This is a genomic window from Streptomyces sp. NBC_00203 (genome assembly GCF_045206325.1).
Classification (GTDB): domain Bacteria; phylum Actinomycetota; class Actinomycetes; order Streptomycetales; family Streptomycetaceae; genus Streptomyces; species Streptomyces lutosisoli.
Genome location: NZ_CP108126.1, coordinates 10,582,068 through 10,605,123, shown reverse-complemented (window position 1 = coordinate 10,605,123; position 23,056 = coordinate 10,582,068). Strand labels below are relative to the sequence as shown.

Sequence of the window (23,056 nt, the reverse complement as noted above, 5' to 3'; positions counted from 1 at the left end):
CGCAGGGCGGTGCCTGCCGGCCCCGGCACACCATCCGGATGTGCGTCACTTCGGCGCCGCACTCCCTGTGACGGCGCAGGCCGTGCCGTTGAGGGTGTAGGAGCTCGGCGGAGCGGCGTTGCCGGTATGGGTCGCCTGGAAGCCGATGTCGACCGACGCGCCTGGAGCGACGGTGGCGTTGTGGGCGACGTTCCTGGCCGTCACCTGGCCGGAGGCGGGCAAGTAGCCGGCGTTCCAGCCGGAGGTGATGGTCTGGCCGGCGGGCAGGGTGAAGGCGAGGGACCAGCCGTCGATCGGGGTGGTGCCGGTGTTGGCGATGGTGATGTTCGACGTCAGGCCGGTGTTCCAGGCGCTGACGGTGTTGGTGACCCGGCAGGTCACCGTCCCCGGCGGCGGGTCGGAGGTCTGGAACTGCGTGAAGAACTTCCAGACCTCCTGCGGCACCCAGGTCCTGGAGCCGCTGTCACCGGTGGCCCCGTCCTGCGGAGCGGCGATGTGTCCTTCGTCGAAGGCGGCCCAGGCGACCGGATGTCCGGCCGAGCAGCCCGAGTAGGTGGTGACCCGGTGCGTCAGGCTGCCCTGGGCCGGCTCGGGCGGATTCTGGGGGGTGCAGCCGTTGTTCCTGACGAACCTGTCCCGCAACTCCCGTCCGCCGGAGATGCCGAGGACGTTGTCACGGAGGCCGTGCACCCCGAGGTACGCGATGGGCTGGGTGCCACCGCTGCATCCGCTGAGCTGCCCGCCGCTCTGGACCGCGACCGCGCGGAAGACCGTCGCGCGGGAGCAGGCCAGGGCGTACGACATGGCGGCGCCGTAGCTGAAGCCCAGGGCGAAGCGCTGTGTCGTGTCGACGCACAGGTCCGTCTCGATGCGCCTGAGGATGTCGTCGACGAGGGTGACGTCCTCCCCGCCGCTGTTGGCCCAGCCGTTGTTGAGGCCTTGGGGTGCGACGAAGATGGTGCTGTTGTTCGCCAAGTGCTGGAGTCCGTAGTAGGCCCAGGTGCCCGTTTCCACGGTGCGGCCGGTGGCGACATCGGTGGAGGTGCCGCCCAGCCAGTGGAACCCGAAGACCAGCCGGTAGGCGTGGTTACGGTCGTAGCCGTCGGGGATGCGCAGGATGAAGGTCCGGCTCTTGCCGCCGCTCTGGATCGTGTGCGTTCCGCTCGTCAGGGCGGGAGCCTTGCCGCACCCTGCGGTCGGGGCAGCGGCGCCGGCGGATGCGGCCGCCGTGGTAGAGACCGTGCGCGGGGTTTTCTCGCCCTGGCCGCGGCCCAGTGCCGTGCCTCCCATGCTCAGGACGACCACCACCGCGACCACGGCGGACCATAAGAGGGATCTTGTCCTCGTCATCGTGAAACTCCCCTTCTGAAGCCGCGGTTGCTCACGCGCGGATCCACTTCTGGTTGGCCTGGCCGTTGCAGGTCCACAGCACCAGCGGGGTCCCGTTCGCGGTGCCGGCCCGGTCGACGTCGAGGCACAGCCCCGCGTGGACGTTGCGGATCGACCCGTCGGAACCGGCGGACCACTTCTGGTTGTCCTGGCCGTTACAGGGCCAGGTGATGACACGGGTGCCGTCGGTGGTGCCCTGGTTGTAGGCGTCCAGGCACTTGTCGCCGAAGACGCGGATCTCTCCGCCGGCCCACGTGGTCCACAGCTGGTTGGCGGCCGTATGACAGTCCCAGAGCAGTACCGTCGCCCCGGCGGCGGTGGAGGCGTTGTCCACGTCCACGCAGCGGCCGGATCCGGTGCCGCGCAGCCGCGAGGTGGTGGCGGCCAGCGGGCTGCCACCGCTCACCCGGAACACGGCCACGCCGTGCGCGGGGACGCTCGCCGAGATCTGGCCGGACGTGCTCGACGTACCGCCGGTCCACAGGTCGGTGAGGGTGAACGGCCCACCGGACAGCCCCACTTGCGCGGCCGCGGCGGTGACCGTCGCCGTGGCGCCTCCCCGGTTGAACAGGCCGACCGCGACCGAGCCGTCGGACAGGGGTTTGGCGAACACCTCGGTGCTGCCGACGTCGCGCACCCTGCGCCCGCCCGCGCCCAGCGGGTCCTGGTTCACCGCCAGCAGACGCGGGTTGCGCAGGATCGCGCTCACGTCGGGGGACATGGTGCGGATGTCGTTGCCGGCCATGAGCGGGGCGCTCAGCAGTGCCCACAGGGCGAAGTGCGAGCGGGACTCGGTCAGTGACAGACCGGGACGGCCGACGACCAGCATGTCGGGGTCGTTCCAGTGTCCCGGGCCTGATTGCGCCGCCAGCGGTGCGGTGACGTCCAGGACGTTGCCGACGCCCATCGGATAGCTGTTGGTGTTGCCGTTCTGCCAGATGTCGAGCAGATCCTCGGTCGTCCGCCACAGGTCGGCGACCTCGCCCCAGTTGTACGTGGCGCCGGTGATGGCGTGGAAGCTGTTGGGGTTGATGCTGTAGACGATCGGCCGCCCGGTGGCACGCAGTGCGTCGCGCATCACCGTGAACCGCGCGACCTGCTCGTCACGGGTGCCGCTGGAGGAACACCAGTCGTACTTGAGGTAGTCCACACCCCAGGCGGCGAACGTGGCGGCGTCCTGAGCTTCGTGCCCCCTGCTGCCCGTCGACCCGGGATAGCCGCCGCTGGTCTGCGCGCACGTGCGTTCGCCCGGCACCTGGTAGATGCCGAACTTCAGCCCCTTGCCGTGGATGTAGTCCCCGAGCGCCTTCATCCCGCTGGGGAACTTGGCCGCATTGGCCCGCAGGTTGCCGGCCGCGTCACGCTGCGGGTCGAACCAGCAGTCGTCGACCACCACGTACCGGTAACCGGCGTCCCGCATCCCCGAGGACACCATCGCGTCGGCGGCCTGGCGAACCTGAGCCTCGGTGACCCCGCACCCGAAGCTGTTCCAGCTGTTCCAGCCCAACGGTGGGGTGAGCGCCGGGCTGCCGGGCGCGGCCGAGGCGGTGGAGTGAGCGGAGGCCGTCACGGACGCGGTGACCGTCAGCACGATGGTCGCGAGGAGGCGGAGTAGTCGTCCGCCTGATCGTCTGGGCACCAAGGGCTCCTTCACGGAAGGGCGCCATGGGCGGGTGACACGAAGATCGATGTCACGTCCATGACACTGGAGAGAAGCGAGATGGGCGGTTCGCAATTTCGTGAACCATTCGGAAACTAAGACCTCAGGGATACTAGAGAGGTCGTCGAACATGTCAACACCCATCACCACACTGCCTTGACGATCCGGCCATATAGCCTCGTGGAAGGTGACGCATCCACACCATCCGGGCAACTGACCTACAGCGACATGGGATCAAACATCTTCGAATGTTTCGAAGCTGACGACGATTCATGCGCGAGGTATTGACGGGATTCACCGGCCCCCTATCATCCAGAATGCTCGACAAGTCGATCCATGTTCGACATCTCGTATACAGAGCAGCTGCTCCGCGCGATCCAGCAGGGCACCTCCGGACAACTCCAACCGCCAACGGCTGGGCCACAGAAGGAGAACGCCACACGTGCAGATGTCATGGACTCATCAAGCGATGTCTCGTCGCCGCGCGCTGACGGCCGCCACCGGCCTCGCCGCCGGCGCCCTGCTTCCTCCAACAGCGGCCCGCGGCACCGCCTCCGCCCAAGGGTCGACCCTCGCGACCGCGGCGGCCTTCACGAACCCGGTGATCTGGCAGGACTTCGCGGACATCGACGTCATCCGCGTCGGCAGCACCTTCTACGCCTCGGCCTCGACGATGCACTACTCGCCGGGCGCACCCGTCCTGCGCTCGTACGATTTGGTGAACTGGGAGATCGCCGGTCACTCGGTACCCGTCCTCGACTTCGGCGCCAAGTACGACCTCAACGGCGCCCGCGGCTACGTGCGGGGAGTCTGGGCGTCGTCGCTGGCCTACCGGCCGAGCAACAGAACGTTCTACTGGCTCGGCCAGATCGACTTCACCCGGACGTACGTCTACACCGCCACCGCCGCCGAGGGCCCCTGGAACAGGCTCACCACGATCGGCACGCCGTACTACGACGCCGGGCTGCTCGTCGACACCGACGACACCCTGTACGTGGCGTACGGCAACACCACCATCAGTGTGGCCCAGCTCTCGCCCGACGGCCGCGAACAGGTGTGCACGCAGCAGGTGTTCACCACACCGTCGAATGTCGGCACGCTCGAAGGCTCCCGCTTCTACAAGATCAACGGGCAGTACTACATCTTCCTGACCCGCCCCGCGAACGGCCAGTACATCCTCAAGTCATCGGGCGGCCCCTTCGGCCCGTACACGATGCGGCAGGTCCTCCTCGACCTGCACGGGCCGATCCCCGGCGGTGGCGTCCCGCACCAGGGCGGGCTGGTGCAGACGCAGAACGGCGCCTGGTACTACATGGCCTTCGTCGACGCCTACCCCGGCGGCCGGATGCCCGCCCTCGCGCCGGTCACCTGGACCCCGGACGGCTGGCCCGTCGTGCAACTCGTCAACGGCGCATGGGGCACCTCGTATCCCAGTCCGGCCGTGCCCGCTCCACCCCGTCAGGTCACCCCCATGACCGGCGTCGACACCTTCGACGGCACAGCCCTCAAGCCGAGATGGGAGTGGAACCACAACCCGGACAACACCAAGTGGTCGGTGAACAACGGCCTGACCCTGCGGACCGCGACCGTCACCAACGACCTCTACTGGGCCCGCAACACCCTCACCCACCGCATCCAGGGGCCCACTTCCACCGCCACGGTCCAGCTCGACCACTCCGCGATGCGCGACGGCGACCGCGCCGGACTCGCGCTGCTGCGTGATTCCTCCGCCTGGATCGGCCTCAAGCGCGACGGCGGTACGACGCGGGTGGTGATGGTCAACGGGCTGGCCATGGACGGTAATTGGAACACCACCGGCACGGGCACCGAGGCCGCGAGCGCGACCGTCTCCGGCAGCCGCATCTGGCTGCGCGCGAACGCGGACATCCGCCCCGGCGCGCCCCGCCCCGGGACCTTCTCCTACAGCACCGACGGCACCAACTTCACCCGCCTCGGACCCGCTTTCTCCCTGGGCAACGACTGGCGGTTCTTCATGGGCTACCGCTTCGCCCTCTTCAACCACGCCACCCAGGCACTCGGCGGCTCGGTGCGCATCGCACGGTTCGAGCTGACCACGCCCTGAAGAGGCCCACCGATCGCACCACCCAACCCCCCACCCACCCGAGGAGAACCATGAACCCGCTGAAACGGCTCGGCTGTCGCCGAGCCTCGGTCCTGGGCCTGCTGGCCGCGACCGTCCTGGTGACACCCGGGACCGCGTCGGGCGCGCCAGACGCGCCCGACGCTCCCGACACCGTTCGGACCTCCACCCTGGGCGCCCAAGCAGCCCAGTCCGGACGGTACTTCGGCACCGCGGTGGCCGCAGGCCGGCTCGGCGACCGTACGTACACCGGCATCCTGGACCGCGAGTTCAACATGGTCACACCCGAGAACGAGATGAAGTGGGACACGACCGAGCCGTCCCGCGGCTCGTTCAACTTCGGCCCCGGCGACCAGATCGTCAACCGTGCGACGTCCCACGGTCAGCGCATGCGTGGCCACACCCTGGTGTGGCACTCCCAACTGCCCAGCTGGGTCAGCTCCATCAGGGACGCGAACACCCTGCGATCCGTGATGAACAACCACATCACCACCGTGGCGAACCACTACAAGGGAAAGATCTACGCCTGGGACGTGGTCAACGAGGCCTTCGCCGACGGTGGCAGCGGCCAGCACCGCTCCTCGGTATTCCAGAACCTGCTGGGCGACGGCTTCATCGAACAGGCCTTCCGCACAGCTCGGACGGCCGACCCTGCGGCCAAGCTCTGCTACAACGACTACAGCATCGACGACTGGAACGCCGCCAAGACCCAGGGCGTCTACCGCATGGTGCGCGACTTCAAGGCGCGCGGCGTGCCCATCGACTGCGTCGGACTCCAGGCCCACTTCGGCGCCGGCGGTCCCCCCGCCAGCTTCCAGACGACGCTGTCGAGCTTCGCCGCCCTCGGCGTGGACGTCCAGATCACCGAACTGGACATCGCGCAGGCCTCGCCGACCGCGTACGCGAACACGGTCAGGGCCTGCATGAACGTCCCGCGGTGCACCGGCATCACGGTCTGGGGCATCCGCGACAGCGACTCCTGGCGCAGCAACGAGAACCCGCTGCTGTTCGACCGCAACGGCAACAAGAAGCCGGCCTACAACGCGACACTGACCGCGCTGGGCGGCACGCCCACCGCCGCGAGCGGATCAACCACCGCTCATAGCAAGGCAGTTCGCTCGGCCAAGTCTGCCGCCGCCCTGCCCGGCAGGTACTCGTGGAGCTCCAGCGGCCCGCTGATCGCGCCGAAGCCGGACGCGACCCACAACATCGCCGGTATCAAGGACCCGACGGTCGTCTACTACAACGGCAAGTACCACGTGTTCGCCAGCACCGCGAGCTCCTCCGGCTACAACCTGGTGTACCTGAACTTCAGCGACTGGTCCCAGGCCGGCTCGGCCACTCACCACTACCTGGACCGCACCGCCATCGGCACCGGCTACCGGGCCGCGCCGCAGGTCTTCTACAACGCGCCGCAACGCCTGTGGTACCTCGTCTACCAGACCGGCAACGCGTCGTACTCCACCAACCCCGACATCAGCAACCCAAACGGCTGGAGCGCGCCGCGTAACTTCTACGCCTCGATGCCGGACATCATCCGGCAGAACATCGGCAACGGCTACTGGGTCGACATGTGGGTGATCTGCGACAGCGCCAACTGCTACCTGTTCTCCTCCGACGACAACGGACACCTGTACCGCTCCCAGACGACCGTCGGCCAGTTCCCGAACGGGTTCACGAACACGGTCATCGCACTGCAGGACTCCAAGAACGCGTTGTTCGAAGCGAGCAACGTGTACAAGGTGCAAGGCAGCAACCAGTACCTGCTCCTTGTCGAAGCCATCGGGTCCGACGGGCGGCGCTACTTCCGGTCCTGGACGACGAGCAGCCTCGCCGGCTCCTGGACGCAGCTCGCCGCATCCGAGAGCAATCCCTTCGCCCGGGCCAACAACGTCAGCTTCCCCTCGGGCGCCTGGAGCAAGGACGTCAGTCACGGCGAGATGATCCGCGCAGGCTACGACCAGACACTCACCATTCCCGCCTGCCGACTCCAGTACCTCTACCAGGGCGTGAATCCCAACGCGGGTGGCGACTACAACCTCCTCCCGTGGCGGCTCGGACTCCTGACCCAGACCAACTCGACCTGCTGACCGACCGGGCCGTGGGGAGCGCTTCCGGTGGGAGCGCTCCCCCATGCTCGCCGCCGACCTTCGGACGCATCCCTGTCAGAAAGCCGAGGTACCGTCATGCGCCGCAGACTGCTCGTTCTGGTAGCAGCGCTCTCCTCGCTGCCGCTGGCGCTCGCCACCGCACCGTCCGCCCACGCGGCCGACCCGACGACCATGACCAACGGGTTCTACGTGGACCCCGACTCCAGCGCGAAGCGGTGGGTCGCCGCCAACCAAGGTGACGGCCGGGCGCCCGCGATCAACGCCTCCATCGCCAACACCCCGACGGCCCGCTGGTTCGGCTCCTGGAGCGGCACCATCGGCACCGCCACCGGCGCGTACGTGGGCGCCGCGGACGCCCGGGACAAGCTGCCCATCCTTGTCGCCTACAACATCTACAACCGCGACTACTGCGGCGGGCACTCCGCGGGTGGAGCCTCCTCGCCGTCCGCCTACACGAACTGGATCGCCCAGTTCGCGGGCGGGATCGCGGGCCGTCCGGCCGTCGTCGTCCTCGAACCGGACTCCCTCGGGGACTACGGCTGCATGACCCAGGCCCAGATCGACGAACGCGAGGGCATGCTCACCGGCGCGCTCGCCGAGTTCAACCGCCAGGCTCCCAACACCTGGGTCTATCTCGACGCCGGCAACCCGGCCTGGGCGAGCGCGGCGACCATGGCCCGGCGCCTCCACGAAGCCGGCCTCCAACAGGCCCACGGCTTCTCGCTCAACGTCTCCAACTACCTGACCACGGCCGAGAACACCGCGTACGGCAACGCCGTCAACAGTGAACTCAGCGCCCGGTACGGCTACACCAAGCCGTTCGTCGTGGACACCAGCCGCAACGGCAACGGCTCCAACGGCCAGTGGTGCAACCCCTCAGGCCGCCGGATCGGCACCCCCACCCGGCTGGGCGGAGGCGCCGAGATGCTCCTGTGGATCAAGGTCCCTGGTGAGTCCGACGGCAACTGCGGCGCCGGCACCGGCTCCTCGGCCGGACAGTTCCTCCCCGAGGTCGCCTACAAGATGATCTACGGCTACTGAACGGAGCCACCGCCGGGGCAGGTCGGAGCACCTCTACGTCTATCCGAACAGGCGTCGCTGGATCTCCCGCCGGTAGTCCTCGAGGGTCCTGTCGAGGTGTGTCGCCGTGGCCTCGGCCGCCTCGTCGGGCCGGCCGTCGCGAATGGCCCGGTAGATCACCTCGTGCTCCACGACCGCGGCCTCGGTTCCTTCACCGAGCGTGTCGTGGATCCCTATCGCGCTGGACTGCCGCTGCAGTCGGCGCGCGTCACGCACGGCGCTGACGAGGAAGGTGTTGTGCGAGGCGACGGCAACGCCCATATGGAAGTCCTTGTCCGCCTCGTTGAACACTTCGACCTGACCGTTGACGAACCCGTGCCGACACTGCTGCATGGCCACCTCGATGGTCCGCAGCTCGGCGGGCGTGGCACGGGTGGCGGCCAGACTGCTCGCGGCCATCTCCTGAACCCTGCGGAACTCGAACAGCATGAGCACGTGATCGAGGTCGACGGGGCGGAAGAAGCCGCCCCAGCGGCTGGTGATGAGCATGCCCTCGTCGTCCGCGACGAACAGCCCGCGCCCCTTGTGCGCCCGGACCCGGCCGAGCGCCGAGAGGATCTTCACGGCCTCCCGCACCACCGCCCTGCTGGTGACAGGTACGGCGGAGCACCACCGCGGCTGAGGTCGACGGCCCACGGCAAACCCGCCTGCCGAGCGATGTCACGCAGGGTCAGCCCGGGTCGGCTGCGGTGGCGGCACGGCAGGCAGCGCCGTTACCCCGCCGGGCGAGTTGCCCGGCGGGGTGCGTGGATCCGCGGCGATGGTCCAGGCGGTCAGCAGGTGGAGTTGGTCTGGGTGAGCAGACCCATCCGCCAGGGCAGGCGGATGTAGTCGCCCCCGGCGCCCGGGTCCATGCCCTGGTAGACGTACTGCAGTCGACACGGATTGATGGTCAGGGTCTGGTCGTTGCCGGCACGGACCATCTCGCCGTGGCTGATGTCCTGGGTCCAGGCACCGCCGGGGAAGGTGACGTTGTTGCGGCTGGCGAAGGGCTCGTTCTCCGTGGCGGCCAGGGGTGTCCAGTTCCCGGTGAGGCTGCTGGAGGTGAAGGAGCGGAAGTAGCGCCGACCCGAGGTGTTGCTGATGGCCTCCTGGAGGAGTAGGTACTGGTCGCTGCCGACGACCTTGTACACGTTGGTCGCCTCGAACAGGTTGTTCTTGGTGTCCGACATGACCATCTGCGTGTTCCCGAACCCGTTCGGGAAGTTCGCCAGGCTGGTCTGGGCGCGGTAGATGTGGCCGTTGTCGTCACTGAAGAACAGGTGGCAGTTGGCTGTGTCGCAGATGACCCAGAAGTCGATCCAGGTGCCGTTTCCCTTGTTCTGGGTGACGATCGGCGGCTCCTGGGAGATGAGGGTGCGCGGCGCGGACCAGGAGTGCGGGTCGGCGGGGTTGGTGCTGGTGGAGTAGGTGGGCGGTCCGGTCTGGTAGACCATGTACCACAGGTTCTGCGGCGCGAAGTAGAACACCTGGGGCGCGGCCCGGTAGCCGGAGCCCATGGGCGAGGTGTCAAGGTAGGTCTGCGGTGCGGAGGCGGCCTGAGACCAGTCGTCGAAGTTGAACTGCACCAGACCCCAGCCGGAAGGGCTGGCGGTGGTCGCGAAGGTCAGCCACTGGTTGTTGTACCGCACGATCGAGAAGTCCTTGATCGCCGCCGCGTCAGGGTGCTGTGCGTCCGGCTTCGGGCCGGCCAGAACGCCGCTGGAGGACCACCGGAACGTCGACGGCAGTGCGCCGCCGCTGCCGGCGCCGACGCGGACCAGTTGCCACTGCTGGTTGGCCCCGCCCCAGTCGGTGTACTGCACGACCTTGGCGCCGTCCGCGGTGGAGGCGTTGTCGACCTCGACGGCCTTGCCGCTGTTGCGGTTGATCAGCCGGACGTAACCGTCCGAGGAATCGGCCAGCCGGAACTGCTGGTTGGTACCGTTGAGGTCGCTCCACTGCACGATATCCGCGTGGTCGGCGGTGGAGTAGTTGTAGACGTCCAGCACCTTGCCGGAGTGCTGCGCCTTGAGCCGGTAGTAGCCGCCGCCCGAGTCGACGAACCGGAACTGCTGGTTGGCGCTGTCGGTACGGGTCCACTGCGTGAGACCCGCCCCGTCGGCACTGCTCGCCCCGGCCACGTCCAGCGCCTTGCCGCTGCCACGGTTGACCAGCACATACGACACGGTCGTATCCACAGTGGACGCCCGCGCCGACCCCGCAGCGCCCAAGCCGGTCAGCAACGCCGCGAGCAAGGCGGTCACCGCGGTCAGCACCCCCGTACGCCTCCCGCACCACGGGACCCTGCGTGCCCTGAGCATGCCCTTCATCTGTCTCTCCCTTGCCGGGTGCGGCTGCCCGTCCACCGGTGCGTGTCCCGAGGCAGGCAGCCACGCCGGCACTCGACTCCCAAGGACAGGGCTTCAGATTGTTGGAATCTGTTCGGTTCCGTCGCAGGACACTAGGCACGCGACATGTCCCCGTCAATAGTTACGCTAAGGTAAATACATCCCACGACGAGCGTCCCGGTAGCCAGAAGGCAACCTCTCAACTCCTGCGAATTCAGGGATTCACGTCCCGCCTATGGACAGCAACCCCTTCCGTACCCACGAATACATCCCATGTTCTTGGATGGTGCGGTGACATGCGGTTCACGCGGGGACGCCCTCCCTGTGCCTGCTCCGACCTGCGCCGTACCACCGTCCGTGCTGTTCTGCGAAGAGTCAGGAGAGATCCTTGTCCGAACCGATCAGTCGCCGCACAGTGCTGACCGGCATGGCCGCCATGACGGTTGCCGCAGCCGTCTCGCCGACGCTGGTGACACCGGCGCACGCCGCCTCCGCCCCCCAGCCGCTGCCTCTTCTCCCGCTGCGGGTCCCCCAGTCGGAGCTGGGCATCGAGCAGCAGTCCGACGAGAAGATCCAGTGGCTGCAGGACGCCAAGCTCGGCATGTTCATCCACTGGGGGGTCTACTCCGGCCCGGCCAGGGGCGAGTGGTACATGGAGAACTCCGCCGTCCCGCCCGAGAACTACCGGAAGTACTTCACCGACACGACCGGCGAGCAGTTCACGGCGAGCGCCTACAAACCGGCCGACTGGGCGCAGTTGGCCAAGGATATGGGTGCGAAGTACACCGTGCTGACGACCCGTCACCACGAGGGTTTCGCCCTGTGGCCGTCCACCCACCCCAACGCCTTCCACGCCGGACAGGCTCCGATGCGGCGGGACCTGATCGGCGAGTACGTCACCGCCGTACGCGACGCCGGGCTCAGGGTCGGTCTCTACTACTCCCCGATGAGCTGGCGCTATCCCGGCTACTACGACGTCACCGGTACCAACTGCCTGCCCAATAGGTGGGGTTACACCACCGATCCCGCGCACAAGGAGAACGCGCGGATCATGAAGAACGAGGTGTACCAGCAGGTCAAGGAGCTGATGACCCAGTACGGCAAGATCGACGACATCTACTTCGACGGCGGCTGGCTGGGTCAGCACGGCTCCGACGCGGACTCCGCCTTCTTCTGGGAACCCGGCAAGCTCCGCGACGGCGCCAACCAGTGGCCAGTGGACGCCGCCTACAGCGAGACCGACGCCGGCACCGGCCGCCCCCTCGGTGTGATGGGCGTGGTGCGCAAGCACCAGCCCGACATCGTGGTCAACCCGCGCTCCGGCTGGATGGGCGACTACCTCAGCGAGGAAGGCGGCGCAATCCCCGCCGGGGCGATACGCAGCGGGCGTCTGGCGGAGAAGAACTTCACCATCTGCGGATCCTGGGGCTACAAGGCCGGCGCACCCGTGATGAGCTTCGGCACCATCATGAACATCCTGGTCAACTCCTGGGTGCGCAACATGGTCTGCCTCCTCAACGTCGGCCCCGACCGCACCGGCGTGGTTCCCGCCGACCAGGCCGCCGTCGTGCGCAGGGTCGGCTCCTTCCTGTCCACCTGTGGCCAGGCCGTCTACGGCACGCGCGGCGGACCGTGGCAGCCGGTGGACGGGCAGTACGGGTTCACGTACAAGGACAACACCTTCTACGTCCACCTGCTGCCCGGCTACAGCGGCACCTCCTTCACCACCCCGTCCACCGGAGACGCGCAGGTCACCCGCGTCTTCGACGTGGCGACGGGAGCCGACCTGTCGTTCACCGTCGGCTCGGACGGCAGAGTGACGGTCACTGGCGTCAACCGCACCCGCATCCCCGAGGACAGCGTCGTCGGCGTCACGCTGGACCGCCCGGTGCAGCCGGCCTCCATCGCCGCCGGGAAGACAGCCACGGCCAGCAGCGAGGAGACCTCCCAGGGCAACACCGCGGCCAAGGCCCTCGACGGCTCCACCGCCACCCGCTGGTGCGCCAACAACGGCAACACGGGACAGTGGCTGAAAGTGGACCTGGGGTCGGAGAGGTCGCTCACCGGCACCCGTATCGCCTGGGAGTTCGCAGCCACGAACTACCGCTACCGGATCGAGGGTTCCACCGACAACACCAACTGGACCACCCTGGCCGACCTGACCGCCACCACCGGCACCAGCCAGGTGCAGGTGTCCGTCTTCCGCGCGCAGGCACGGTATGTGCGGGTGACCGTCACCGGGCTTCCCAGCGGCACCTGGGCTTCGATCCGCAGCCTGGAGATCTACGACCGGCCCCTGAGCGCGTAAAGCGCCAAGTCGGCGTCGGCGTCGGCGTCGGCGAGGGTGCGTGCCGCGGCGAGCACGCGCTGCCTGGTCGCCTCGGAGAGCCGTCCGGTGCCGTTGAGTGCGTTCGACACCGTGGCCGTGGACACCCCTGCCCGTGCGGCCACGGCGCCGAGCGTGGGACGCCGCCAGGAGCGCGAGCTGATCATGCGCACCCCAACTACCGCAGAACGGCTTGTGGTTAAGAACTTGATCACTCAGCCTACCCGGCATCGGAGGCCGGGACCGGCCGCTCCCCGGTGCGGGTGACCACCGTGGTGCTGAACGGGCGGGTGTTCACCGGAGCCCACGGAGGCGCATCGGCCCAGCGAGACGACCGATCTCGACTCCGGGAAGTGGATCCCGTCCACGAGTTACCGACTGCCCCCTGAGGCCAAGCACGGCTCGGTGCTCCCTCTCACGCAGGAGGAATACGACCGGCTACTGAGTGCGCGCGGCGGGCACGAGAGCGATTGTTGAACCACCATTCCCCGCAGGGCCGAAGCGTCTGAACGAAGAAACGAGCAGTCATGCAGTCCCTCCCCCGCAGCGCGGTACGCCTTCTCCCCGGCCCGCTCCTGGACGCGCAGACCATCGCTCTCGACTACCTCCTTTCCCTCGACACCAACCGGCTCCTCGCGCCCCTGCGGCGTGAGGCCGGACTGCCACCGGTCGCCGAGTCCTACGGCAACTGGGAGAACTCGGGTCTCGACGGACACACCGTCGGGCACGCGCTGTCAGGTGCCGCGCTCATGAGCGCGGTGAAGGACGATCCCCGGCCGAAAGCCATGGTCGAACGTCTGGTCCAGGGCGTCGTCGAATGCCAGGACGCTCTGGGCACCGGCTATGTCGGGCGCATTCCCGACGGCGTGCGGCTGTTGCAGCGGGTCGCCGCGGGGCAGGTGGAGCGGGACTCGTTCGAGCTCGGTGGCGCCTGGGTGCCGTGGTACAACCTGCACAAGCTCTTCGCCTGCCTGCTGGACGCCGGCACACCGGTTCGGACCTGGCGCTGACCGCCGTCCGACGGCTGGCCGACTGGTGGGACCAGGTGGCGTCGGGGATGGACGACGACACCCACCAAGCCATGCTCCGCACGGAGTTCGGCGGGATGTGCGAGGTTCTGGCGGACCTCGCCGACGTCACCGGCACAGACAGGTACGCCGCCCTGGCGCGGCGCTTCCTCGACCAGGCCCTGCTCGGCCCGCTGCGCCACCACCGCGACGTCCTCGACGGGATGCACGCCAACACCCAGATCGCCAAGGCCTTCGGATACCAGCGGCTCGGTGAGGTCGCCGACGCCCCCGGCCTGCGGGACGCCGCCCGGTTCTTCTGGCAGACCATGCCCCGGCGCCGGACGTTCTCCTTCGGCGGCAACTCCGTACGCGAACACCTGCACCCCCGCGACGACTTCAGCTCCGCGCTCCAGTCGCCGGAGGGCCCCGAGACCTGCAACACGTACAACATGCTCAAACTGAGCCGCGCGCTGTTCCTCGAAGAGCCGGACGCCGAGGTGCTCGATCAGTACGAGCGCGCGACGGTCAACCACATCCTGTCGTCCCTGCATCGCAAGGGCGGGCTGGTGTACTTCACGCCGGTGCGACCGGGCCACTACCGCGTGGTGTCGACGCCCCAGAACTGTTTCTGGTGCTGCGTCGGCACTGGGCTGGAAAGCCATGCGAAGTACGGCGAGTTGGTGTACACCGCCGAGGGCGGCGACCTGTTTGTCAATCTCTTCATCGCCTCCCGGCTCAGCCTGCCCGAACAGAACCTGGTGCTGGAGCAGACCGGAACGGCCCCCTACGACAACGAGGTCAACCTCGTGCTGAGCGGGGCTCCCGCCACCTCTGTGGCGATCCACATACGCGTCCCCACCTGGCACGAAGGGACGCCGCAGGTCCGTATCAAGGGCGCACCGCCCGAGGATGGCCCCGCCCCGCTCACGACGCGCCGCGGGGCAGGCGAACAGCCCGTGACATACGTGCGTCTGGAGCGGCAGTGGCGCGCAGGGGACACGATCACCGTGCGTCTCCCCCCGCGCATCAGCGCCGAGCTGCTCCCTGACGGCTCGCCGTGGGTGTCGTTCCGCTTCGGGCCCACCGTCCTCGCGGCCGAGTGCGACCGGGGCGACCTGGTCGGGCACTTCGCCGACGAGTCCAGGATGGGACATGTCGCCGACGGCCCGTTGCGCCCCCTGGAGCACCTGCCCGTCGTACTCACCCGGAGCACCTCCGATCCGGCGGTCGGCGTACGTCAACTTGCCCCGGACCGGCTGGAGTTCACCTTGGAGCACGTGGACGCGCGACCGGGTGAGTCCGTCGTCCTCGTACCGTTCGCCGGTATCCACGAATCCCGCTACCACCTCTGCTTCCCCTGGCGGAACCGGAGCGGCTCCACGAGCGGCGGGCGGAGCTGCGCGCGGCCGACGAAGCGGCACTCGCGCTGCACGACCGAACCGTTGACCCCGTTGCCGCCGGCGAGCAACAGCCCGAAAGTGACTACCGGTTCACGGGGCGGGACACATGGTCGGGCCTCACCGACGGGCTGACGTGGCGGGCCGCCACGGGATGGTGGTCCTACCGCCTGACAGACCCGGACGGCACCGCCACCGGCCTACAGGTGACCCACCTCTCGGACCCGACTGCCGGATCGACCCGTGTGCTGGTCGACGGCCATGTGCTGGGCACGCTCACGCCCTTGTCGCATCCCGAGGGCGAGGAAATCTCCCAGGTACTCCCGCTGGACGCAAACCGTCGTGCCGGGACCGCCGAGATCCGGTTCGAAGCGGTTGGCCCCGCAACCACCATCCGGCTGCGCGAAGTACGCCTGCTGCGCTGACGTGACCACCGGCCTTCGAGCGAGCACGGCCTCCCCGCGATGCTGCGGGGCTGCCGTGCTCGCTGCTTGAGGCGCGCCACGGGCCCCACACACTGAGGGACGGTAACGCGAGCCGGCACCGTGGCGGGCAGCGCCCGCCCGTCACTCCCGCGCTGCCGTTCCGAAGGGGAGGGGTTCGCCGGAGCGCAGGTGTTCCCTCAGCCACTGCTCGGTGTTGCTCACGTGCAGCAGTGCGGCGGCCTGGCTGAGGGCGGAGTCACGGGTGGCCAGCGCGTTGAAGATCGCCTCGTGCTCGGCGAGGGTGCGGCCCGCGGCCTTGTCGTCGACCAGACCGCGCCAGATGCGGGCGCGCAGGGTGCGGCCGGAGATCCCTTCCAGGAGGGTGAGGAGGGTCTCGTTGCCCGTGGCCGCGACGACGGCGCGATGGAACGCGGCGTCGTGCACGTTGAGCTGTTCGACGTCCTCGCGGGCCTCGCGCATCGCGTCCAAGTGCCGCTTCACTTCGGCAAGTTGGCCGTCCGAGATCCGGGTGGCGGCAAGAGCCGTGGCCATCGGTTCGAGGAGCCGCCGTACCTCCATGAGGTCCTGCAGCGCGACCGAATCGCCCTGCAGCAGCTCCACCGCGCCGCCGAGCCCCTCCAGCAGCAGGCTCGGCTGCAGGCTGGTCACATACGTGCCGTCGCCCCGCCGGACCTCCAGAACCCGCGCGACGGCCAGCGCCTTGACCGCTTCGCGGGCGAGGTTGCGGGACAGGCCCAGCTGAGCGGCCAGGTCCGGCTCCGGTGGAAGCTTCGAACCCGGAGGTAGGGCACCGGACCGGATCAGCTCACGGAGCTCCTCAATGGCCTTGTCCGTCAGAGACACCGCACATCCCCCCCACCGTGCCCCATGAGCACGTCCGACCTGATCAGCCCCTGAGCGCGGAGATCGTCCCAGAGGCCGTCCGGGACGTGCTGATCATGGAGTTCCACGTTCCGTCCGACCTGTTCCGCAGTCCGCATGCCGAGGGTGACGTTGATGATACTGGGATGGGTGTGCGGAAAGGCGATCGCGGCGGCGGGCAGCGTGGTCCCGTGGCCTGCGCAGACCTCGGCGATCGCGCGGGCGCGGGCGACCAGGGCCGGCGGGGCGTCCTGGTAGTCGTACTTCATGCCCTGGGCGGGCCGGTCGCGGGAGAGCAGTCCCGAGTTGAAGACGCCGACCGCGACGACGCTCTTGTCGTGTTCCTGTGCGGCGGGCAGGACGTCGTCCAGCGCGGACTGGTCGAGGAGGGTGTAGCGGCCGGCGAGCATGACCACGTCGGCGGCGGTCTCGCGCAGGAAGCGGGCGAGCATCGCCGACTGGTTCATGCCGGCGCCGATCGCCCCGATCACACCCTGGTCGCGCAACTCCGCCAGCGCGGGCATGGCCTCCTCGGCCGCCTGCCGCCAGTGGGCGTCCGGATCGTGCAGGTAGACGATGTCCAGCCGGTCCAGGCCGGTCCGCTCCAGCGTGTCCTCGATGGAGCTGAACACGCCGTCCCGGCTGAAGTCCCACTGCCGGCGCAGGTCGTCCCGTACGACGAAGCCCTCGGTGTCGACACCGCGCGGTTCCTCGTTGGGCACGAGCAGCCTGCCCACCTTGGAGGAGATGACGTACTCGTCACGCGGGCGGCCCCGCAGCGCGGCGCCCAGACGACGCTCGGAAAGACCGAGGCCGTAGTGCGGTGCGGTGTCGAAGTACCGGATTCCGGCCTCCCACGCCGCGTCGACGGCGGCTGCCGCCTCACCGGCCGGGGTGACCCGGTAGAGGTTGCCGATCACGGACGCCCCGAAGCCGAGCTCGGTGACGGAGACGGACGTGTTCTGGATCTTCCGCTGGTGCAAGACGTGCTCCTGGGATACGGGCGACGGGGCGCCGGTCAGCGACTGACGTGGGCCGACCCGCCCGCGATGAGCGCCTCGACCTCGGCGAGCGAGGCCATGGAGACGTCGCCGGGCGTGGTCATGGTGAGCGCACCGTGGGCGGTGCCGTAGGCCAGGGCGCGCTCCAGGCCGGTGTCGCTGAGCAGTCCGTACATCAGGCCGGCGGCGAAGCCGTCGCCGGAGCCGATGCGGTCCAGGACATGCAGCGCGGGCATCCGGGGGCCGGTGACGAAGCCCGTTTCGGCGGACCAGGCGGCCGACGACCAGTCGTTGATCCCGGCCGAGGGCACCTCGCGCAGGGTCGTCGCCAGGACGGTCGCCTCGGGCAGCAGGGCGGCCACCTCGGCGAGCGCGTCGGCCACCTCGTCGGCCCCGACGCGCGCCTGTCCGGGGTACGTCCCGGCCAGGCCCAGGGCACCCACCACGACGTCGGCCTGCCGGGCGAGCCGCAGGTCGACCTCACGGGCGGCGTCGGCGCCGCCTCGGCCGGCCCAGAGGCTGGGACGGTAGTTGGGGTCGTAGGAGATGGTGACGCCATGGCGGCGGGCCGCGGCCATGGCCTCGTCCGCGACGTCCGCCGTGGTGTCGGACAGGCCGGCGAAGATGCCGCCGGTGTGGAACCAGCGCACCCCGCCGGAGAACACCGTGTCCCAGTCGACGTCCCCTTTGCGCAGCTGGGAGACGGCGGTGTGGGCGCGGTCGCTGACGCCCAGCGCGCCGCGGATGCCGTAGCCGCGTTCGACGAAGTTCAGCCCGTTGCGGGCGGTGCGGCCGATGCCGTCGTCGGCTGTCCAGCGGATCAGCGAGGTGTCGACGCCGCCCTGGAGGATCAGGTCCTCGACGAGCCGGCCCACCGCGTTGTCGGCGAGGGCGGTCACGACCGCTGTGCGCAGGCCGAAGCAGCGCCGCAGCCCCCGGACGACGTTGTACTCGCCGCCGCCCTCCCAGACCTGGAAGGAGCGGGCGGTGCGGATCCGTCCCTCGCCCGGGTCGAAGCGCAGCATCACCTCGCCGAGGGCCACCACGTCGATCACGTCGTACTCCTCTCCACCGCATCGGCCGTCAGCCGCCGGACCTCGTCGTAGTCGCCCCGCCGAAGGTGGTCGGCAGTGGCCATCCAGCTACCGCCGACGGCAAGGACCGCCGGGTCGGCGAGGTAGGCGGCCAGGCGGGAAGCGTCGATCCCGCCGGTCGGTACGAAGCGCATCCGCGGGAAGGGGGCGGCGAGCGCGCGTAGTGTCCGCAGGCCGCCGAGCTGCTCGGCGGGGAAGAGCTTGACGATGTCGAGGCCCGCCTTCAGGGCGCGCATCAGCTCGGTGGCGGTGGCGATGCCGGGCACCACGGGCACGCCCAGCTCGCGGCACTTCGCGACGACCTCCTCGTCGAAGCCGGGCGAGACCACGAAGCGGGCCCCGGCCGCCACAGCCCGCTCCGCCTGCTCTGGGGTGATTACGGTGCCGGCGCCGACGACCAGGCCACCGTGCGCGGCCATTGCCTTGAGCACCCGCTCGGCGCTCGGGGTGCGGAAGGTGACCTCGGCGCACCGGGCACCGCCCGCGGTGAGTGCGTCGGCCAGTGGGCCGGCGCTGGCCTCGGTTGGGACGGTCAGTACGGGCAGGAGGCGGGCTCCGGCCAGGATGGTGGCCGGGTCGGGGTGGTTCATCGGCCGAGCCATCCGCCGTCGATGGGCAGGGTGACGCCGTGGATGTAGGCGGCGGCGTTCGAGGCGAGGAAGACGGTGGCGCCGGCGAGGTCGTCCGCGGTGCCCCAGCGGCCGGCCGGGATGCGCTCCAGGATGGCCTTGCTGCGCTGCGGGTCGTCCTGGAGGGCCTGGGTGTTGTCGGTGGCGATGTAGCCGGGGGCGAGGGCGTTGACATTGACGCCGTGCGGGGCCCATTCGTTGGCCAGCGCCTTGGTCAGTCCGGCGATGCCGTGCTTGGCGGCGGTGTAGCCGGGGACCGTGATGCCGCCCTGGAAGCTGAGCAGCGACGCCGTGAAGATGACCTTGCCCCGGCCGCGGGCCACCATCGCCGCCCCGACCGCCCGGGTCAGCGCGAACTGCGCGGTGAGGTTGACCTGGAGCACCAACTCCCAGTCCGCATCCGTGTGTTCGGCGGCCGGGGCGCGGCGGATGGTGCCGGCGTTGTTGACCAGGATGTCCACCGGCCGTGCCCGCCCGGCCAGCTCCGCACCCAGCGCCCGGACGGCTTCCGGGTCGGCGAAGTCGGTGCGGATCGCCTCGAACGAACGGCCCGCGGCGCGCACGTCCTTCTCGACCGCACTGCCGGAGGCCTCCAGTGTGGCGCTGACGCCGATGACATCCGCGCCGGCCTCGGCGAGCGCGCGGGCCATGGCCCGGCCGATGCCACGCCGGGCCCCGGTCACGACCGCGAGCTTCCCGGTGAGGTCCAAGGCGGTCATACGGCCACTCCCTCGGTGTCGGTGGTGGTGTCGGTTTCGGTGCTGTCGTCGGTGCAGTCCACGAGGATCTTCATCACGTCGCCGCCGCCCTCCAGAGCCTCGAACGCGGCGGGCGCCTGGGTGAGCGGGACGACCTTGCTGATCAGCCGCTCGACCGGAATGGTGCCGTCGGCGACCAGGGCCACCGCCTTCTCGAAGTCGCAGCGCTCATACAACCGTGCGCCCACCAATGTGAGTTCACGCCAGAAGAAACGGTGCAGATTCACCTCCCGGGGCCGGGGATGAATGGCGACCAGACACAACCGGCCCCGCACACCCAGCACGTCCACGGCCGTGTCCACGCCGCCCGCCGCGCCGGACACCTCGAACGCGACATCCGCCCCCGCGTCCGCGGTCCACTGACCGACCATCTCGGGTACATCTACGGCGGCCGGGTCCCAGGTGGCCAGCCCCAACTGCTCAGCGAGCAGCCGACGGTGGGCGCTCAGCTCCACCACCCGCACCTCAGCGCCCTGGGCCCGCGCGACCAGGGCGATGAGGATGCCTACGGGTCCACCGCCGACCACCACGACCTTCTCGCCGTCGGTGACTTCGGCCCGGCCGACGTCGTGCACGGCGACCGCCGTCGGCTCGACGAGCGCGGCCCGCTCCAGGGGAACGGAATCGGGCAGCCTGATGAGCGTCGAGGCCGGCACCGTCCAGCGCTGCTGCATCGCGCCCGGGGAGTCGATGCCGATGAAGTCCAGGTGCTGACAGATGTGCTGATGGCCCGCGCGGCAGGCCGGACAGGTGTCGTCCCAGCGCAGCGGCATCACCGTGACCGCGTCCCCGGGCTCCCAGCCCTCCACACCCGCACCGACCCGGACGATCCGGCCGGACATCTCGTGTCCCAGGACGGCGGGCGCGGACACCCGGGCATCCATGTCACCGTGGAAGATATGCAGATCGGTACCGCAGATACCGACAAAAGCCGGCGCCAACTCCACCTCACCCGGACCGGGTTCGGGAGCCTGGACGACCGCGGTGTCCAGCGTGCGGGCGGAAACGTAACGGACGGCAAGAGTCATCGTGTCGTCAGGGTCCCTTCAGCGCGGACACCGATGGTCAGCAGCAGGTTGGCGTAGGTACGGGTGTCGGCGGTGACAATGGCCAGCGCCAGGTCGGGCGAGCGGGCGGCGTCGTAGAACTCGAAGCGCCCGAGCGTGTCGACCGGGATGGGTGCCAACATCGAGCGGTACTCGGCGATGGCCGTCGGCTCCGGTTCGCCCTCCGGCGGCACCATCACGTGGGCCGCCTCGACCGGCAGGGCGCGCAGCAGGACGTCGAGCACGGTGGTGACGTCCAACAGGCCGGGCGCCAGGTTGAGGTGGACGGTCCTGGCGCGCTCACCGGTGGCGGTGCCGGCCGGGTAGTGGCCGTCCGCGAGCAGGACGCGGGCACCGTGACCGGCGCCGGCCAGGGATTCGAGGATGCCGGGATGCAGTAGTTCGGTCAGGAGCACGGGAGCGTCCCCTCCTTCTTTCCGACGGCGGCGGCGCAGCGGTCCGGCACGTCAGACACGTCAGACACGGGCGGACCAGACCGGGCCGTCGGGGTACGTGTACTCCTTGAGGGATTCGGGGCGCATCTGCGCGCTCAGTCCCGGCAGCGTCGGCGCCAGGTAGTGGCCGTCGACGATGCGCACCGGGTCGACGAAGTGCTCGTGCAGGTGGTCGACGTACTCGATGACGCGGTCCTCGACCGTGCGGGATACGGCCACGTAGTCGAACATCGACAGGTGCTGGACCATCTCGCACAGGCCCACGCCGCCGGCGTGCGGGCAGACGGGGATACCGAACTTGGCGGCGAGCAGCAGGATCGCGATGTTCTCGTTGACGCCGCCGACCCGTGCGGAGTCGATCTGCACGATGTCCACCGCGCCGGCCTGGAGGAGCTGCTTGAAGACGACCCGGTTGGCGATGTGCTCGCCGGTGGCGACCTTGATAGGGCTGACGGCCTTGCGGACGGCGGCGTGGCCGAGGATGTCGTCGGGGGAGGTGGGCTCCTCGATCCAGTACGGGTCGTAGGGGGCCAGGGCGCGCATCCAGTCGATGGCGGGCTGGACGTCCCATCTCTGGTTGGCGTCGACGGCGATGCGGATGGCGTCGCCGACCGTTTCGCGGGCGGTGCGCATGCGGCGTACGTCGTCCTCCAGGTCCGCGCCGACCTTCAGCTTGATCTGGGTGAAGCCGTCGGTGACGGCCTCGCGGGCCAGGCGGGCCAGTTTCTCGTCGGAGTAGCCGAGCCAACCGGGGGTGGTGGTGTAGGCGGGGTAGCCCCGGTCGAGCAGGTCGCCGATGCGCTGTTCGCGGCCGGGTTCGGCGCGGTGCAGGATCTCCAGGGCCTCCTCGGGGGTGAGGGCGTCGCTGAGCCAGCGGAAGTCGACCTGTGCGACCAGGTCCTCGGGCGACATCTCGCCGAGGAAGCGCCACACGGGCTTGCCGGCGCGCTTGGCGGCCAGGTCCCAGGCGGCGTTGACGACCGCGCCGGTGGCCATGTGGATGGCGCCCTTCTCCGGGCCGAGCCAGCGCAATTGGGGGTCGTGGACCAGGGAGCGGGAGAAGGCACCGAGGTCGCCGCAGACCTCCTCGACCGAGAGGCCGACCACGTGTGGGGCGAGGGCCGCGATGGCCGCCGCCTGGACATCGTTGCCGCGGCCGGTAGTGAACGCCAGGGCGTGGCCCTCCAGTTCGTCACCGGCGTCGGTGCGCAGGACGACGTAGGCGGCGGAGTAGTCGGGTTCGGGGTTCATCGCGTCCGACCCGTCCAGGTGCTCTGACGTCGGGAAGCGCACGTCCAGGACGTCCAGGGCGGTGATGCGGGCAGAAGCCGGGGAAGCGGGCAGGGCGGATGACATGGCGGC

The 23,056-nt window shown here is 69.4% G+C and carries 18 protein-coding genes and 3 pseudogenes; 8 read left to right on the top strand and 13 right to left on the bottom strand.

Features of this window, described 5'->3' with window-relative positions; genetic code table 11:
- Nucleotides 1-45 precede the first annotated feature (45 nt).
- Both OG975_RS47065 and OG975_RS47060 read right to left on the bottom strand, forming a co-directional pair.
- On the bottom strand, nt 46-1,290 hold the full coding sequence (locus OG975_RS47065) for a cellulose binding domain-containing protein (RefSeq protein ID WP_406335955.1): 1,245 nt from the start codon (nt 1,288-1,290) through the stop codon (nt 46-48).
- Between the two features lie 91 nt (nt 1,291-1,381).
- Nucleotides 1,382-3,028 (bottom strand): glycoside hydrolase family 27 protein, encoded by a 1,647-nt coding sequence (locus OG975_RS47060; protein ID WP_406335954.1) that lies wholly within the window; start codon nt 3,026-3,028, stop codon nt 1,382-1,384.
- A gap of 490 nt (nt 3,029-3,518) precedes the next feature.
- Here OG975_RS47060 and OG975_RS47055 point away from each other — a divergent pair, with 490 nt between their 5' ends.
- From OG975_RS47055 to OG975_RS47045, 3 genes are all read left to right on the top strand, one after another.
- Entirely contained in the window at nt 3,519-5,132 is a 1,614-nt protein-coding gene (locus OG975_RS47055) for a glycoside hydrolase 43 family protein (RefSeq protein WP_406335953.1), read from the top strand.
- 50 nt (nt 5,133-5,182) lie between these two features.
- A complete protein-coding gene (locus OG975_RS47050; RefSeq protein WP_406335952.1) occupies nt 5,183-7,240 on the top strand; it encodes a non-reducing end alpha-L-arabinofuranosidase family hydrolase in 2,058 nt (685 codons plus the stop codon).
- A 96-nt stretch (nt 7,241-7,336) separates the two neighbouring features.
- Nucleotides 7,337-8,302, top strand: coding sequence for a glycoside hydrolase family 6 protein (locus tag OG975_RS47045; RefSeq protein ID WP_406335951.1), 966 nt, complete (start codon nt 7,337-7,339; stop codon nt 8,300-8,302).
- A 39-nt stretch (nt 8,303-8,341) separates the two neighbouring features.
- On the opposite strand, the pseudogene OG975_RS47040 reads toward OG975_RS47045, so the two are convergent.
- Nucleotides 8,342-8,932: pseudogene (locus tag OG975_RS47040) on the bottom strand (FadR/GntR family transcriptional regulator); the annotation flags it as partial.
- Nucleotides 8,933-9,114: 182 nt separating this feature from the next.
- Nucleotides 9,115-10,653 (bottom strand): non-reducing end alpha-L-arabinofuranosidase family hydrolase, encoded by a 1,539-nt coding sequence (locus OG975_RS47035; RefSeq protein WP_406335950.1) that lies wholly within the window; start codon nt 10,651-10,653, stop codon nt 9,115-9,117.
- 406 nt (nt 10,654-11,059) lie between these two features.
- On the opposite strand from OG975_RS47035, the gene OG975_RS47030 reads away from it, so the two are divergent.
- Nucleotides 11,060-12,979 (top strand): alpha-L-fucosidase, encoded by a 1,920-nt coding sequence (locus OG975_RS47030; RefSeq protein WP_406335949.1) that lies wholly within the window; start codon nt 11,060-11,062, stop codon nt 12,977-12,979.
- Here OG975_RS47030 and OG975_RS47025 read toward each other — a convergent pair.
- Nucleotides 12,955-13,164 (bottom strand): LacI family DNA-binding transcriptional regulator, encoded by a 210-nt coding sequence (locus OG975_RS47025; protein WP_406335948.1) that lies wholly within the window; start codon nt 13,162-13,164, stop codon nt 12,955-12,957. The genes OG975_RS47030 and OG975_RS47025 overlap by 25 nt on opposite strands.
- Before the next feature lie 154 nt (nt 13,165-13,318).
- On the opposite strand from OG975_RS47025, the pseudogene OG975_RS47020 reads away from it, so the two are divergent.
- The 4 genes and pseudogenes from OG975_RS47020 to OG975_RS47005 form a co-directional block, all read left to right on the top strand.
- Nucleotides 13,319-13,447, top strand: a pseudogene (locus OG975_RS47020) (1,4-beta-xylanase); the annotation flags it as partial.
- 77 nt (nt 13,448-13,524) lie between these two features.
- A pseudogene (locus OG975_RS47015) lies at nt 13,525-14,624 on the top strand (beta-L-arabinofuranosidase domain-containing protein); the annotation flags it as partial.
- A complete protein-coding gene (locus OG975_RS47010; RefSeq protein ID WP_406336762.1) occupies nt 14,610-15,539 on the top strand; it encodes a DUF4986 domain-containing protein in 930 nt (309 codons plus the stop codon). The pseudogene OG975_RS47015 and the gene OG975_RS47010, both read left to right, overlap by 15 nt.
- Nucleotides 15,434-15,829 (top strand): DUF6805 domain-containing protein, encoded by a 396-nt coding sequence (locus OG975_RS47005; RefSeq protein WP_406336761.1) that lies wholly within the window; start codon nt 15,434-15,436, stop codon nt 15,827-15,829. Before OG975_RS47010 ends, OG975_RS47005 begins: the two co-directional genes overlap by 106 nt.
- Before the next feature lie 141 nt (nt 15,830-15,970).
- On the opposite strand, the gene OG975_RS47000 is transcribed toward OG975_RS47005, so the two are convergent.
- The 8 genes from OG975_RS47000 to OG975_RS46965 are packed head-to-tail and all read right to left on the bottom strand — an operon-like array spanning nt 15,971 to nt 23,050.
- Nucleotides 15,971-16,693 (bottom strand): FadR/GntR family transcriptional regulator, encoded by a 723-nt coding sequence (locus tag OG975_RS47000; RefSeq protein WP_406335947.1) that lies wholly within the window; start codon nt 16,691-16,693, stop codon nt 15,971-15,973.
- Nucleotides 16,684-17,694, bottom strand: coding sequence for an aldo/keto reductase (locus OG975_RS46995; RefSeq protein ID WP_406335946.1), 1,011 nt, complete (start codon nt 17,692-17,694; stop codon nt 16,684-16,686). The genes OG975_RS47000 and OG975_RS46995 overlap by 10 nt, the downstream gene beginning before the upstream one ends.
- Before the next feature lie 35 nt (nt 17,695-17,729).
- Complete coding sequence (locus tag OG975_RS46990) at nt 17,730-18,767, bottom strand: PfkB family carbohydrate kinase (protein WP_406335945.1); 1,038 nt, start codon at nt 18,765-18,767, stop codon at nt 17,730-17,732.
- Nucleotides 18,764-19,408 (bottom strand): bifunctional 4-hydroxy-2-oxoglutarate aldolase/2-dehydro-3-deoxy-phosphogluconate aldolase, encoded by a 645-nt coding sequence (locus OG975_RS46985; protein WP_406335944.1) that lies wholly within the window; start codon nt 19,406-19,408, stop codon nt 18,764-18,766. Before OG975_RS46985 ends, OG975_RS46990 begins: the two co-directional genes overlap by 4 nt.
- The gene (locus OG975_RS46980) at nt 19,393-20,154 is read right to left on the bottom strand and encodes an SDR family oxidoreductase (protein ID WP_406335943.1); all 762 of its coding nucleotides are present in this window, start codon (nt 20,152-20,154) and stop codon (nt 19,393-19,395) included. The genes OG975_RS46985 and OG975_RS46980 overlap by 16 nt, the downstream gene beginning before the upstream one ends.
- The gene (locus OG975_RS46975) at nt 20,151-21,221 is read right to left on the bottom strand and encodes a zinc-binding dehydrogenase (RefSeq protein ID WP_406335942.1); all 1,071 of its coding nucleotides are present in this window, start codon (nt 21,219-21,221) and stop codon (nt 20,151-20,153) included. Before OG975_RS46975 ends, OG975_RS46980 begins: the two co-directional genes overlap by 4 nt.
- Nucleotides 21,218-21,655, bottom strand: a complete 438-nt coding sequence (locus OG975_RS46970) for an RbsD/FucU domain-containing protein (RefSeq protein WP_327426908.1) — start codon at nt 21,653-21,655, stop codon at nt 21,218-21,220. Before OG975_RS46970 ends, OG975_RS46975 begins: the two co-directional genes overlap by 4 nt.
- Nucleotides 21,656-21,715: 60 nt before the next feature.
- Nucleotides 21,716-23,050, bottom strand: coding sequence for an enolase C-terminal domain-like protein (locus OG975_RS46965; RefSeq protein WP_406335941.1), 1,335 nt, complete (start codon nt 23,048-23,050; stop codon nt 21,716-21,718).
- Nucleotides 23,051-23,056 lie beyond the last annotated feature (6 nt).